Origin of the sequence: Niallia alba (genome assembly GCF_012933555.1) — a bacterium.
Taxonomy (GTDB): Bacteria; Bacillota; Bacilli; order Bacillales; family Cytobacillaceae; genus Niallia; species Niallia alba.
In genome coordinates this window covers 1,290,511-1,304,857 of record NZ_JABBPK010000001.1, presented here as the reverse complement: position 1 = coordinate 1,304,857, position 14,347 = coordinate 1,290,511, and the positions used below count along the sequence as shown (strand labels likewise).

The following is a 14,347-nucleotide window of genomic DNA, read 5'->3' as shown; positions in this document are numbered from 1 at the left end:
TTATATGCTCTCCATATGCAATATTTTTATATCGCTTTGTCTCATGCCAATCGTCGTACCCTCATATTCCAAAATAAGCGGCCCGCCAAACGGCAAAATTTGCTGAATCGTTATTACAGCACCCTCTATTAATCCAAAATCAAGTAGCCTTCTTTTGAGCATTCTATTTCCATCTTCCACCCTATTTATCTTTAATCTTTGTCCTACAGTTAATTCCATCTTATTCGCCTCTCTTTTTTAATTGAGAATGATTATCTTTCTCTTATAAGATAGTTATATCAATCGTAACAACAGTATTCAATCTGATTTCCCCTAATAATTGTGACAATTCATTGAATTTTAAGAGCTTTTGCTTTTATACAAGGGCAAATTTCATCATACCTTTTTGAACAAATAAAAAAGCCATTGCTCCAAAATGAAAGCAAAGGCTTTTCCTTTATTATAGATTATATTTCGTCAATGAATCCTTTAATTCCTCATTGCTACTCTTCATTATTTCTGCTGTTTTTGCAACATTTCCAATCGCAGAGGTTTGCTCATCCGTACTAGAAGCAATTTGTTCAACTGCTGCTGCAACAGACTCAGAAACTTCTGATACTTTCGCAATAGAACTTGAAATATGATTGTTTTGCTCCACCACACGGTTTAGTTCGACTGTCATTTCTTTGACTGCTTCAATGCTATTGACTACAGCACTTGCAATGGCTGTAAATTCCTTTTCAGTATCCTTTACGGCAGTATCTAATTCCGCTGTTTGATTTGTCGTTTCATAAATCGACATAACGGTACTTTCCATTTCTTTTTCGATATTTTGAATCATATCTTGGATTTGCTTTGTTGCTGCATTTGTTTCTTCTGCTAGGTTTCTCACCTCATTGGCAACAACAGAAAAGCCCTTTCCGTGCTCACCTGCTCTAGCAGCTTCAATACTTGCATTTAAAGCAAGAAGATTTGTTTGTTCTGCTATTCTATTAATAGTAGAAGTAATTTTAGATATATCTAAAACTTTCTGATATAAGCTACTAATTCCAATACTAACATCATTTGTTGACTTGCTTGCATTTTCATTACATATTTTCAACGTATTAATTGTCTTTTGTCCGTTATGGGATGCTTCTTGAGCATTTTCTGTTGCTTGCTTAATAATTTGATTTTTGCCTTCCATATTATCAATTGAACTGGTTAAGCTATCTATTTCTCTTTTAACCTCTTCTAACTCGGACGCTTGGCTAACAGCCCCCTCAGCAATTTCAGCCATTGCTCTTCCAATTTCCTCTGAACTTGCCAATGTTTCCTCTGCTATTACTGACACATCACTTGCCTGACTTATTCCATTTTCATTTACTGTTTTTAAACTTGATACAAGAAATGAAAATCTCTCCTGCAATTCAGCAATAGATTGATTTAACTGACCAATTTCATCTTTTGACTTGTCATTAAATTCAACCGATAAATCTCCCTGTGACAACTTACTCACTTTGTCGCTAAGACGAGATAATGCTTTAAATTTTCCTTTCATTAATACATTAAAAACAAACGAGCTTAATACAGTAAGAATAAGCACTACAGCTATTATGATTAAATAATGACTATAAGCGAATGGCAATGCGTCTTGTATGGTTTCATTTTTTGCCATATAAAATCCACCAAGAGCACTAATAAATGTAGTAATAAGAATAAGCAGATTAAATCCAATAAACGCTTTCACTTTGAAACTATCTTTCTTTTTCATTCGAAACATCCTCTCTTCGCCGTCCGTATTAAGGGGCCATTTCTAAGCAAACACAAACAGATATTTTTAAAACGCTTTCACATATAATAACGTATCTATTCGGATAAGCGTTAGTTATGTCTCTATATCTTTATTATCGGTAATATCTACCTACTTTTTAGCCTTTATTTGTAATTTTTTTATAAATTTTTTTTACAGAAATAAAAATAGGAAAAACGCCTAATTTCCGGTTAAAAACTTAAGATTTTAGAAGTTTACGAGCCAAATTTTTTTCTTGGCATAAAATACAACGATATCTCCTTCTTAGAAAATTAGAAAGGATGAACGATGTTGTTTAATATATTTGTAGATCAGCAAATTAGATTGCGGCTTTTAGAAGTGAAGGACTCCAATGAACTTTTTCAACTAGTTAATAAAGATAGGAAGTATTTAAGAAAATGGCTCCCATGGGTAGATCAAATAACCTCTCCCTACCAATATCAAAGCATCATTCCCCTCTGGAATAAACTTTTCACAGAGCAAACAGAATGGAATGCAGGAATTTTTTTTAATGGAAAACTTGTAGGTATGATTACCTTACAACAAATCGATTGGGCAAGTCGCAAAGCAAGCATTGGCTATTTTTTAGCTGAGGACGCACAAGGGCATGGCATTATGACAAAGTCAGTTGCTGCTATGTTAAATTATGCTTTTTATTATTTAAAGCTCAACAGAATAGAAATTCAATGCGGGGTTAAAAATGTCAAAAGCCAAGCAATTCCGGAGAAGCTTTCCTTTAAGAAAGAGGGAATTATTAGAGATGGTGAATTTCTGTACGACCATTTTCATGATTTATATTCCTACAGCATGCTGGCAAGAGAATGGGCAGCTAAATAATAAACTTCCCCTCTAATACGTTATGTGAGGATAATAACAATAACATTAGGTTAAATCCTCTCTCCTCTTTATTCCCTCAAAAATTTTATTTTCATCTGAAAAAGGTATAAAATGAATAAATAGAAGGTTTTCTGTTTATATAAAAATATTTAAATACTTCTTTGATAACAAATGAATGGTGATGAAAGAAATAATGATTGGAATACAACTACTGTTAATTGTCATACTAACTGCTTTTTCTGCCTTTTTTGTAGCAACTGAATTTTCTATTGTTCGTGTCAGACCTGCAAGAATTGAACAGCTTGTAGAAGAAGGACAAAAAAATGCCCTTGCTGTCAAAAGGATTATTGAAAATATGGATGCCTATCTGTCGGCATGCCAATTAGGCATAACCATTACCTCTTTAGGATTGGGTTGGTTAGGACAACCTACGATTTTAAAGTTAATTCAACCTTTAATGAATAATTTGACTGTTCCAACTGCTCTATCACAAGGATTAGCGTTTGCGATCTCTTTTTCGATTATTACATACATTAATGTCGTAATTGGCGAACTTTTTCCAAAGTCAGTTGCCATTATTCTTACGGAAAAAATAGCCTTATTAATTAGTAAACCACTTATTTGGTTTTATAAATTTATGTATCCCTTTATTTGGCTTTTAAATAAATCGTCAAGACAAGTAGCAAAATTATGGGGAATAACGAATCCATCAGCCAATAATGATGCACTATCAGAAGAAGAGCTGCAAATTGTATTGAAGGAAAGTTATCAAAATGGGGAAATTAGTTTATCAGAATATAACTATGTCAATCGGATTTTTGCATTTGACAACCGTTTAGCCAATGAGATTATGGTCCCAAGAACAGAAATGGTCACATTATCTGATCATATATCCATTAAAGAAGCTATAAATATTATTCAAAAAGAACGATATACAAGATATCCACTTACTAAAAAGGAGGATAAAGATAGCATTATTGGTTTTATCCATATTAAACAATTATTAACGGACTGGATAAAAAATGAGGATATTGAAAATAAATCGTTATTGGACTATGCACAACCAATTATACATATAATCGAATCAGCACCTATACAAGCCGTTTTCTTAAAGATGCAAAAGGAAAGAAGCTCGATCGCTATTCTTCATGATGAATTTGGCGGTACTGCTGGACTAATTACCGCAGAAGATATTTTAGAGGAAATTGTCGGCGAAATTAGAGATGAGTTTGATGAAGAGGAAACCCCTCTTATTCAAAACATTAATGACCATCACTATATTCTTGATTCCAAGCTTCCCTTAACAGAAGTAAACAGGCTGCTATCCTTATCAATCGAGCGAGAAGAACTTCATACGCTCGGTGGCTGGATATTGTCCCAAAACCCTAACATTAAAAAAGGGGAAACGATTGAATATACTGGCTATCTCTTTAAGATTGACAAAATGATTCGCCAACATATTTTTACCTTTGACGTTCAAAAGATACCTTCACATCTTTTAAACGAAGATTAGTACTAAGCTATTTATCCCATTTATGTTAAATCTACGATGGATGATACAAATTTATCATTCATCGTAATCCTTTCTGTTACTACTTCTTCATTTAACAAGGTAAAACAATCGATAGAAAACATGAAATACCCTTTTCTTTCATATATTAAACATATAGACAGAAAATTTAAAAAGTTAACGCTATCATCATTTGACTAGATAGTTTGGCTTACCGTATAATAATTAGTAAAATTAAACAATTGTGAGGTGGTATAATGGGGTTGTTTATCTAAAGGAAGAATTTCATACACATTCTTATTTTCAAACGATTATTATACTAGCCCATACACCGGACCTCGCTTATTACAAATCCATTTCCTAGAATTAGATATTACTCAATCTGAATTAATCAGGAGGTGACTCCTTACTCGGTAAACGAGATAAGGAAATTTATTTGGACATATTTAACTTGGTTATAATAGCCATTTTAATTGCTTTGACTGCTTTTTTTGTAGCTTCAGAGTTTGCTATTATTAGAGTTCGTAGCTCCAGGATTGATCAACTCATAGAGGAAGGTAATAAAAATGCCCTTTCCGCGAAAAAAGTTACTAGCAATCTCGATGAATACTTATCCGCCTGCCAATTAGGAATAACTGTTACAGCACTCGGTATTGGCTGGATTGGCGAAGAAACATTACAACACTTTTTATCACCATTACTGCAAATTATCCATGTCCCAGAAACAGCCATTACCGTCTTATCCTTCTCTTTAGCATTCACTTTTATTACTTTTTTACATGTCGTAGTAGGTGAACTAGCTCCAAAAACATTCGCTATTCATAAGGCAGAGAAAATTACTTTATGGGCGGCAAAGCCTTTAATCCTATTTTATAAAGTGCTTTATCCTTTTATTTGGACCTTAAATGGCTCCTCTAGAATTATCACAAGGACGTTCGGATTAAAACCTGTTTCTGAACATGAATTGGCACATACAGAGGAAGAGCTCCGGATTATCGTCTCAGAGAGTTATAAAAACGGCGAAATCAATCAATCAGAATTTAAGTATGTTAATAATATTTTTGATTTTGATGATCGTATAGCGAAAGAAATTATGGTACCCCGAACAGAGATTATTTCCCTTGAACAAACAAGCACATTAGATGAATTGCTTCATCTTATCCAGAAAGAGCAATTTACTAGATATCCCGTTACCGATGGAGATAAAGACCATATTATCGGAATGATTAATGTAAAAGAAATAATGACAGAGTTACTTAAATCAAGAGATCTTACGACCAAAACACTAAAGCCTTATATAAGGCCAGTCATCCGAGTAATAGAAACGTATCCTATTCAAGATTTATTATTAAAAATGCAAAAGGATCGTATCCATATGGCCATTTTAATGGATGAATATGGTGGAACCTCTGGGTTAGTTACAGTGGAAGATATTATTGAAGAGATTGTTGGAGATATTTGGGATGAGTTTGATAGTGATGAAATTCCTACTATTCGTACGATAAAAGAAAATCATTATATTTTAGATGCTAAAGTTTTGATAAATGAAGTAAATGATTTACTCCACATAGACATAAATGATGAAATAATTGATACATTGGGTGGTTGGATTCTTACTTCTAATTATGAAGCATCGGAGGGGGATACGGTTAACTTCGAATCCTATGCTTTTAAGATTTTAGAAATGGAAGATCATCATATTAAATATGTGGAAGTGAAAAAACAACCAACCAACATAGAAAAACAAAAAAAGCATATTACAATAAAGCAATCCCTTCCTTCCCCTTCATCAGAAGCAGAAATAGTATCCTAACGAGGCTGGAACATAAATATTCCATTCAAAGATAGAGGATGGGACATAACTAAATAGATACTCTGTAAAGACGAACAATTTCTAATATAGCTAGTAAATAGCGGCTGCTTTCGCATACTTTTTACAAGAGGAAATATAATTAGTTGGAAAAACAGAGCAGCCGGAATACACGAAGACTCCTATGGGATTAGCGAGACAGTCTGAGACCCTGCAGGCCACAGGCCGAAGCGGCTCAGCGCGAGCCCCATGGAAAGCGAAGTGTATTCCGGCTGCGGGGAATCGCACCAAACTTCATGGAAACATCCTTTGAAAAACAAATAAAAGCCCGAACAATTATACGGAACATTCATTAGCATCTTCGTATAATTGTTCGGAATTATCCTTGGCTGGAATACTTATGTCCCAGCCTCTTTATTCGTTTTAAAAAGGATGTTGCATGAAGTTTGTTTGCTATGCCTGCGCAAAATAGATGACTCAGCCTCTTTTGCTTCCATAAGAATAAGATCAGTACTACTATTAATCATTTATCCTTGTTTCATCAAATTTATAGCCCACACCCCAGATAGTATGAATAAATGGCTGTTCTTTCGTACCGATTTTATTTCTTAGTCGCTTAATATGCACATCTACTGTTCTTTCATCTCCGTAAAACTGATAACCCCAAACTCGATCTAGTAGCTGTTCCCTAGTAAAAACTTGTTTTGGGTTACTAATTAAATAGTAGAGAAGATCAAATTCTTTCGGTGTTAAATTAGTCAGTACTTCATTATTGTAAATAACTTCTCTCGTTTCCTTGCTTATTTTAAAATGCTCTGTTGTCAGAAATTTATCATCTACTTGATTGGTTGTTTCTTTTTGATATCTTCTTGTTACAGCTTTAATCCGCGCCATTAGCGTTAAGGGGCTGAATGGTTTTGTTACATAATCATCTGCCCCCATTTCTAGTCCAAGTACTTGATCGGATTCACTATCTTTTGCAGTAAGCATAATAATCGGAACAGAACTAATCTCTCTAATTTTTCTACAAATCGTAACACCTTCCATACCTGGCAACATCCAATCAATGATGATGATATTCCAATTCTGGTTTTCCATGAAAAAGTCTAATGCTTCTTTTCCATTATGAATAAATTTCCCTTCATATCCTTCTTTTAAGAAAAACATCTCTAACATGGAGCAAACACTTTCATTATCTTCGATTACGAGTATTTTCATCCTAACACTTCCTATTTACTAGCGTACATTCTTTTGCTATTTATTATAGCAGATGTTATCAATAACTTTCATACCCTGGTAGCTAACAAGAAAAAATTTTGAATGATATAAGCAAAAAAAAGCTGTTTTAGTAAAGTTTGTTGCTATGCCCGTAGCCGAAATACACTTTCCTTTCCGTTGGGCTCGCGCTGAGCGGCGATCAACGGACCTATCAAGCATGAAAAACACTAAATGATTGCATAAAAATCTTTTTAATTGTAATAAACTAACAAAATAAACTATCCTATTTAATAACACCAGTATAAAGGAGTTATTGAAATGATTCATACGCTAGCTATAAATAAGCATAATGAGATACGTACAAATCTCCCCATTGAAGAAATATTGGAAGGAGATTTTCAGTGGTCTTGGATTGACTTCGATCAGCCAATTGACGATGAAATTGAAAAATTGCATCATCCTTTTAGGTTTCATCCCTTATCTATAGAAGATTGTCTCCATAATTTGCAACGACCTAAAATTGACTATTTTGAAACCTATACCTTTTTTGTCACCCATTGTTTAAATCCAAAAACCATAAAAAAAGATGAACTTAATATTTTCTTAGGGAAAAATTTCATCGTTACCTTTCATCATCATGCTTCGATTGAAGTGAATGCAGTAAAAGAAATGCTAACAAGAGAAGATGTTGCCACTTGGACACAATATACCGTTCTTTATCAGTTATTGGATCATCTAGTCGATAATTATTTTCCGATTGTCTATGACATTGAGGATTCCCTTGCAGAAATCGATGAAAACCCGACAAAAAAAACAATGGAAGCCTTGTTAGATGAATTATTTTCAACTAGGCACCAGCTTCTTTCCTTACGACATACCGTCGTGCCAATGAAAGATATAGTACACCAGATGATTAATAGCGAAAAAATAGCGGCTCTTTTAACCAAAAAAGAATACTATTCTGATATTTATGATCACTTATTGAAAATTAGTGAACTAGTTGAATCCAATCGGGAATTAACGACAGATATAAGAGATAGTTATCTATCCTATAACTCGCATCATTCTAATAGAATTATGCAAATTCTTACTGTCATTACGACCATTTTTATGCCACTCAGCTTCTTAGCTGGCTTATACGGAATGAACTTTGTAAATATGCCTGAACTTCAATGGAAATACGGTTACTTCCTTCTGTTATTTATAATGGCCAGTATAGGTATAGGAATGTTTATCTTGTTTAAACGAAAAGGCTGGTTTAAGTAAGACTGTCTTTTTCCTGTTATTCTTTTGCATATATTAAAAAAACACCGAGCTTTGATAGATATATTTCAAAACTATTATGATAAAATAGAATTATCGATATTTTTACTTATTGTTTACACATTTTTTTACATATAAAACGTAACTGGGGGGATTAACGATGGAGTCATCAAATATACAAGCAGAGGCAATTTTAGAAAAACCACAGCATAAAATTTTACCAAAAAAGGTTTTAGCTAGCAGGATATTTTTCATTATTGTTGGTAGTATTTTAATGGGAGTCGGCATTGAAGAATTTCTTGTTCCTAATAAAGTATTAGATGGAGGTATTGTTGGAATCTCCATTATCCTCTCTCACTTGTCTGGCGCAAAGCTTGGCTATTTTATCTTTTTATTAAATATTCCCTTCTTCTATATTGGCTACAAACAAATTGGTAAGACTTTTACTTTTTCCACGATGCTAGGTATTACCGTTCTTTCTCTTACAACCATTTTATTACACGATGTGCCCGTTTTCACATCTGATTTACTTCTCGCCACTGTGTTTGGTGGTATTATCCTTGGTATTGGAGTGGGAATTGTGCTACGCTTTGGCGGCTCCCTTGATGGTACAGAGGTATTAGCTCTCCTTTTCAGTAAAAGAAGCCCTTTTTCCGTTGGTGAAATTATTATGTTTTTCAATGTCTTTATCTTTATTAGTGCTGGGTTTGTTTTTTCTTGGAATCGAGCTATGTATTCATTGATCGCCTATTTTATTGCTTTTAAAGTAATTGATATTGTTATAGCTGGTTTAGATGAATCAAAATCAGTTTGGATTATTAGTGACCATTCACAAGTAATCGGTGAAACGATACTAGCAAGACTTGGACGCGGTGTCACTTATCTGAAGGGTGAAGGTGCCTATACTGGTGACACAAAGAAAGTTATTTTTTGCGTTATTAACCGTTTAGAAGAAGCTAAACTTAAAACAATTATTGAAGAACTAGATCCTACTGCCTTTCTTGCAGTTGCCAATATTTCTGAAGTACGTGGTGGAAGGTTTAAGAAAAAAGATATTCATTAAGGCTGTTTGTATGAAAACTCTTTAGGTAAAAGGCAACACTAAGCTGAACCTTCTAAATTTGAACTTTTTTAAAAGGCTAGGAATGATTAAATATAGTGCTTTTGTTATTCATTAAGCAATTTGTTCATTAGTGGGTTCAATACGATACCCTTTCCTTTTTAAGTATTGAATCATTTTTTGTTCTTTACTTTGTTCGAGATCAACATAATCAGGGCCTAGTTCCTGATATGGTTGCCTTGTTTTTAAAATATTGTAAGCAATTGTTAGGATTAAATGAGCGGAAGCGATCCGTGCTTTCGATTTTCCTTGTCGTTTCATAATTCTTTTTCTATGTGCAGATATGCGATTATACTGTCTATCTGTAGCCATGGAACATTCAACAGCGGTGGTTCTTAATGATTTGTTTCCGTACTGAGTTTTACCTGTTTTTTTTTTACCGGCACTCTCATAATTTCCTGGACTCACTCCAGCCCATGAGGCTAGATGTTTAGAACTTTTAAATACTGACATGTCTACACCCATTTCAGCTATAAAGATTGCGGATGCATTTTTATCCACACCCGGTATGGTATCTAGTAGTTCGCACTCCTCTTGATAAGGAATAAGCGCTTGGTCTATGCGTTCAACTACTTTTTCGATTGTTTCATCGATGTGATTGATATGGTCCCAATGGAAACGTAACATATCAATATGATGTTTACGTATTCCACCGTTAAGGGCTTCTGCAATATCTGTTGTGCTCGCCTTAACTCTTGAATCAACCATTTGTTGAAGTTCAAACACACCTATTTTTTCGCCGTTTATTAGGGCTTCAATAATGCGACAACCAGTGACACCAAAAATGTCAGATAAAACAGAAGTTAGTTTAATATTTGCATCCTGTAGAATTTTGTGGATTCGATTGCGCTCAGAAGTTCGTGTATGGATGAGTTTTTTACGATACCGGGTTAAATCTCGCAAATCACGAATTTCTTTGGGCGGTACAAAATTTTTTTCAATTAGTCCAGAACGCAAAAGTTTAGCTAACCACTCCGCATCTTTTACGTCTGTTTTCCTTCCGGGAACATTTTTAACATGTTGGGCATTGGCGAGGATTAATTGGAAGTCACATTCTATAACATTCCAAACGGGCTTCCAATATACACCGGTACTTTCCATTACAGCATCCGTTATTTTGTGTGAGGATAGCCAGTCGCTAAGTGCCAAAAGGCCACTTGTGGTTGTTGGAAAGGTTTGAATCTCTTTATTTGGTTTTTTATCTAATGAACCAAATAAAACACAAGCAACTACTGTTTCTTGGTGTACATCTAGGCCTGCACACCGTTCAATCATAGCTTCCATATAATCACCTCAAAGATTTTTAATACAATACAAGCGACAGAAGTCATCATACAAAATTTTTGTATTCGTGTTTATAAACACATTAGACGGTTCTTTTAAACTGTCACAACCAGTTTTTCTAACGGGGTATCAACTTGTATTGATCCACCAAACAGTCTTCGGACTGGTCGTATTGTACTATTAATTATGGTCAGGTGTTAAGTGGTTTAGACTTTCTATCATGGGATAGGAGCAAGTTTTCATGATAGACGGTGGCGGCGGGTAACGCCGCCATGAGAGTTTTTCTAAAAAATTGTTGTTATTTCAATAGGAAAAAAGAATTGGTTAAAAAAATGGAGCAGCCGGAATACACGTAGACGCCACGGGGATTAGCGAGACAGTCTGAGACCCCGGAGGCGAAGCGGAGGAGGCTTAAGCTTAGCCCCACGGAAAGCAAAGTGCATTCCGGCTGCGGGTAATAGCAACAAACTTTACAAAAACAGCCTTCATTAAAAACAACCCTTTTTCATCTCCTCTTTCAGGCTATCTTCTTTGGTTGGCCACTTCTATTTTTGATACCTTTTAAAAAATAATTCTATTCCCTTCTTCTTTTGGGATCTGGTGTAATGAAAATAGAAAAGTGTTTAACGATTGATAGGTTTATTTCTCTCCATTTTTGTGAAAAATTTCATTTGATAGGAGGTTCAGCGTTGCGAAAAAACTTAACCGTTTCAATATTAACATTATCAAGCATCGTTTGTTTATTATGGATAATCGGCTTAGGATGGGTTCTAGTTGATTATACTAATCAGCCAGCTGAAAAGCCCCAAACAACAAATACCGAGAATCAGAAAGAAATAAAAGCTGATGGCGTCCACCTTTTAGCTTTAGGTGATTCTCTCACGCGAGGGACAGGTGATGATACCGGAAAAGGATATATTGGTTATCTAAAGGAAGCCCTGGCTGAAAAGACCGAAGAAGAAATCAAGATTACCAACTATGGAATAAAAGGATTAACGACAGATAAATTAGCCGAGCAATTAACAGGTCAGGAAATACAAAGACAAACAGCAAATGCTGACCTTCTCTTTATAACGATAGGAGGGAATGATCTTTTTCAAGGTGGCCAATCCCTTACTGAGATTGAAGAAGATTCCATAAGCAAATTAATGGAAGCCTATTCTAAACAATTGCAGACGGTACTAACAACTATTCGCTCCATTAATGCAGATGCACCCATCTATTTAATGGGCTTATACAATCCTTTTAATGATCTAGACAATCGTGCATTAACTTCTCAAGTAGTTCGCACTTGGAATAATACCACAGCGGAGATATGTGCTAATTATGCCCAAACCATTTTTGTCCCAACCTATGATATTTTCCAGCAGAATGTTCAGCAATATTTATATTCTGACCATTTTCATCCAAATAAAAAGGGCTATCAGCTAATGGCTGAACGTGTGGCATCCCTTATCTCCTGGGAGGTAAATGACAATGAGTGACATTACACTATCTGTTCAGCATTTAACGAAAAGAATTGGAAAAAGAGATATTATTAAAAACATTAGCTTTGAATTAAAAAGTGGAGAAGTCTTCGGCTTTCTTGGACCAAACGGGGCTGGAAAGACAACTACAATTCGCATGCTAGCTGGATTAATCAAACCAACATCTGGTCAAATATTCATTTGTGGATACGAGGTTAAAAAAGATTTTTCAAAGGCAATGGAGCGCTTAGGCTGCATTGTAGAAAATCCAGAGTTGTATCCGTATTTAACTGGCTGGGAAAACCTGCAATATTTTGCTCGGATGTTAACAAATACAGACGATAAACGAATAACAGAAGTTGTTGAATTAATTGGGTTAACTGATCGTATTCACGACAAAGTAAAAACTTATTCCCTCGGGATGCGCCAACGTCTTGGAATTGGTCAAGCACTATTAAGCCGGCCGAAAGTATTAATACTAGATGAGCCAACTAATGGATTAGATCCTTCTGGTATAAGAGAAATGCGGCAATTTATTCGGTTTCTTGCGAAGGAAGAAGGGCTAAGTGTATTAGTATCCAGCCATTTATTAAGTGAGATTCAACTTTTATGTGATCGTGTATCCATTATTTTAGACGGAAAAATCATCCATACTGAATCAGTACATACTTTACTAACCCAAAACGAGAAGTTAATTTGGCGATTTACCCCTGTAGAAAAAGGGCTAGAAATCTTGAAAAAGCTTGCTCCTTCTGTCACAGTACGAGAGGATGTTGTGATTACTCCATACATCGAAGAAGAAGTTTCTCAGTGGAGTAGATTATTGATAGAAGCTAATGTAGATATTAAAGAAATGAATCGACAAATTCCATCTCTTGAGCATCTATTCTTAGAGCTCACAGGAGGTGACTCCGTCGGTGAATAAACTTATTTATAATGAAATGCTAAAACTCGTTAAAAGTAAGCGATTATTAGTTGTAACGATAATCATCGGAATCATGATAACAATGTTTACGTATGCACAGCATCGCGAAATGGAAAACGTCAAAAAAAGAATTGGAGATACGGATTGGCGTGTCACTCTACAACAATCTATCGTTGATATGCAAAACCGAATTGGTTCAAGTGGGATTTCCGAAGAATTCCGCTCCCAATTAAAGGTTCGAATTGATCAAAGTCAATATTATCTTGATAACAACATTAACCCACAAGAGCCAGGTGCTCCAACCTTTTTGCGCGTGTTTTTAGATAATTCGATTCAGTTGCTTCTTCCTTTAATGGTCATGATTATTTCAGCTGATATGGTTTCTTCTGAAAAAAGTCTTGGCACCATTAAGCTGTTACTGACAAGACCAGTAAGGCGTTGGAAAATCCTGTTAAGTAAATATATCACGCTCCTTTTATCTGTTTCCTTTATCTTATTTATTTTTGGGTTATTTTCGTACCTTATTTCCGGGCTATTCTTTGGATATGCGGGTTGGACAGCCCCCATATTAACTGGGTTTACAGTGCAGGCTGGTGAATTAAATACAGCCAATGTCCATTTAATCCCTCAATGGCAATACATTCTTATGATTTTTGGGCTCGGTTGGTTTGTATCGGTAGTAGTAGGTACCCTTTCCTTTATGTTCTCCGTCCTTATTAAAAGTACAGCAGCGGGAATGGGGGCCATGCTTGCATTCTTGATTTCTGGTTCCATCATTAGTTCGATTGCATCTTCTTGGGAGGCAGCAAAGTACTTTTTCATGGTAAACTTGCGTCTAACAGATTATCTCCAAGGAAATATTCCTCCCATTGAAGGAATGTCCCTTCCCTTCTCCCTTATTGTACTGTCTATTTGGGGTGTAGCTGGGATTATTATCTCTTTCCTTGTATTTACGAAGAAAGATGTTTATTAAAAAAGACTGTTTTCTAAAGTATTTGTTATTTAATCAAAAAGATGGATGAGTTGGAAAAATGGAGCAGCCGGAATACACGAAGACGCCACGGGGATTAGCGAGACAGTCTGAGACCCCGGAGGCGAAGTGTATTCTGGCTGCGGGTTATCGCAAACAAACTTTGCGAAAAA

12 protein-coding genes are annotated in these 14,347 nt (G+C 35.2%); 8 read left to right on the top strand and 4 right to left on the bottom strand.

Annotated features, from left to right (window positions below):
• Together HHU08_RS06490 and HHU08_RS06485 are read right to left on the bottom strand one after the other, a co-directional pair.
• Positions 1–219 carry a FeoA family protein gene (locus HHU08_RS06490; RefSeq protein WP_016201909.1) on the bottom strand — a complete coding sequence of 73 codons (219 nt, stop codon included), beginning with the start codon at positions 217–219 and terminating at the stop codon, positions 1–3.
• 220 nt (positions 220–439) lie between these two features.
• A complete protein-coding gene (locus HHU08_RS06485; protein ID WP_169188063.1) occupies positions 440–1,732 on the bottom strand; it encodes a methyl-accepting chemotaxis protein in 1,293 nt (430 codons plus the stop codon).
• A gap of 330 nt (positions 1,733–2,062) precedes the next feature.
• On the opposite strand from HHU08_RS06485, the gene HHU08_RS06480 reads away from it, so the two are divergent.
• From HHU08_RS06480 to HHU08_RS06470, 3 genes are all read left to right on the top strand, one after another.
• The gene (locus tag HHU08_RS06480) at positions 2,063–2,608 is read left to right on the top strand and encodes a GNAT family N-acetyltransferase (RefSeq protein ID WP_016201907.1); all 546 of its coding nucleotides are present in this window, start codon (positions 2,063–2,065) and stop codon (positions 2,606–2,608) included.
• A 193-nt stretch (positions 2,609–2,801) separates the two neighbouring features.
• Positions 2,802–4,121, top strand: coding sequence for a hemolysin family protein (locus HHU08_RS06475; RefSeq protein WP_016201906.1), 1,320 nt, complete (start codon positions 2,802–2,804; stop codon positions 4,119–4,121).
• A 433-nt stretch (positions 4,122–4,554) separates the two neighbouring features.
• Positions 4,555–5,931 carry a hemolysin family protein gene (locus tag HHU08_RS06470; RefSeq protein WP_169188062.1) on the top strand — a complete coding sequence of 459 codons (1,377 nt, stop codon included), beginning with the start codon at positions 4,555–4,557 and terminating at the stop codon, positions 5,929–5,931.
• A 516-nt stretch (positions 5,932–6,447) separates the two neighbouring features.
• Here HHU08_RS06470 and HHU08_RS06465 read toward each other — a convergent pair.
• Positions 6,448–7,146: a response regulator transcription factor gene (locus tag HHU08_RS06465; RefSeq protein ID WP_016201903.1), complete on the bottom strand. Its 699-nt coding sequence runs from the start codon at positions 7,144–7,146 to the stop codon at positions 6,448–6,450.
• A 318-nt stretch (positions 7,147–7,464) separates the two neighbouring features.
• Here HHU08_RS06465 and corA point away from each other — a divergent pair, with 318 nt between their 5' ends.
• Both corA and HHU08_RS06455 read left to right on the top strand, forming a co-directional pair.
• Complete coding sequence (gene corA, locus HHU08_RS06460; RefSeq protein ID WP_016201902.1) at positions 7,465–8,412, top strand: magnesium/cobalt transporter CorA; 948 nt, start codon at positions 7,465–7,467, stop codon at positions 8,410–8,412.
• A gap of 157 nt (positions 8,413–8,569) precedes the next feature.
• Positions 8,570–9,472 carry a YitT family protein gene (locus HHU08_RS06455; RefSeq protein WP_016201901.1) on the top strand — a complete coding sequence of 301 codons (903 nt, stop codon included), beginning with the start codon at positions 8,570–8,572 and terminating at the stop codon, positions 9,470–9,472.
• Between the two features lie 111 nt (positions 9,473–9,583).
• Here HHU08_RS06455 and HHU08_RS06450 read toward each other — a convergent pair whose 3' ends face one another.
• A complete protein-coding gene (locus HHU08_RS06450; RefSeq protein WP_100525939.1) occupies positions 9,584–10,813 on the bottom strand; it encodes an IS110 family RNA-guided transposase in 1,230 nt (409 codons plus the stop codon).
• A 689-nt stretch (positions 10,814–11,502) separates the two neighbouring features.
• Between HHU08_RS06450 and HHU08_RS06445 the strand changes: the two genes are divergently transcribed.
• The 3 genes from HHU08_RS06445 to HHU08_RS06435 are packed head-to-tail and all read left to right on the top strand — an operon-like array spanning position 11,503 to position 14,177.
• On the top strand, positions 11,503–12,297 hold the full coding sequence (locus HHU08_RS06445; protein ID WP_169188061.1) for an SGNH/GDSL hydrolase family protein: 795 nt from the start codon (positions 11,503–11,505) through the stop codon (positions 12,295–12,297).
• Positions 12,290–13,204, top strand: a complete 915-nt coding sequence (locus tag HHU08_RS06440) for an ABC transporter ATP-binding protein (protein WP_169188060.1) — start codon at positions 12,290–12,292, stop codon at positions 13,202–13,204. The genes HHU08_RS06445 and HHU08_RS06440 overlap by 8 nt, the downstream gene beginning before the upstream one ends.
• On the top strand, positions 13,197–14,177 hold the full coding sequence (locus HHU08_RS06435; protein WP_101730383.1) for an ABC transporter permease: 981 nt from the start codon (positions 13,197–13,199) through the stop codon (positions 14,175–14,177). The genes HHU08_RS06440 and HHU08_RS06435 overlap by 8 nt, the downstream gene beginning before the upstream one ends.
• Positions 14,178–14,347 lie beyond the last annotated feature (170 nt).

What these genes read in the sequence shown, in the direction of transcription:
- HHU08_RS06475 (WP_016201906.1), top strand. Translation starts at nt 2,802, where the DNA reads ATGATTGGAATACAACTACTGTTAATTGTCATACTAACTGCTTTTTCT.
- corA (WP_016201902.1), top strand. Translation starts at nt 7,465, where the DNA reads ATGATTCATACGCTAGCTATAAATAAGCATAATGAGATACGTACAAAT.
- HHU08_RS06455 (WP_016201901.1), top strand. Translation starts at nt 8,570, where the DNA reads ATGGAGTCATCAAATATACAAGCAGAGGCAATTTTAGAAAAACCACAG.
- HHU08_RS06485 (WP_169188063.1), bottom strand. Translation starts at nt 1,732, where the DNA reads ATGAAAAAGAAAGATAGTTTCAAAGTGAAAGCGTTTATTGGATTTAAT.
- HHU08_RS06490 (WP_016201909.1), bottom strand. Translation starts at nt 219, where the DNA reads ATGGAATTAACTGTAGGACAAAGATTAAAGATAAATAGGGTGGAAGAT.
- HHU08_RS06450 (WP_100525939.1), bottom strand. Translation starts at nt 10,813, where the DNA reads ATGGAAGCTATGATTGAACGGTGTGCAGGCCTAGATGTACACCAAGAA.
- HHU08_RS06465 (WP_016201903.1), bottom strand. Translation starts at nt 7,146, where the DNA reads ATGAAAATACTCGTAATCGAAGATAATGAAAGTGTTTGCTCCATGTTA.
- HHU08_RS06440 (WP_169188060.1), top strand. Translation starts at nt 12,290, where the DNA reads ATGAGTGACATTACACTATCTGTTCAGCATTTAACGAAAAGAATTGGA.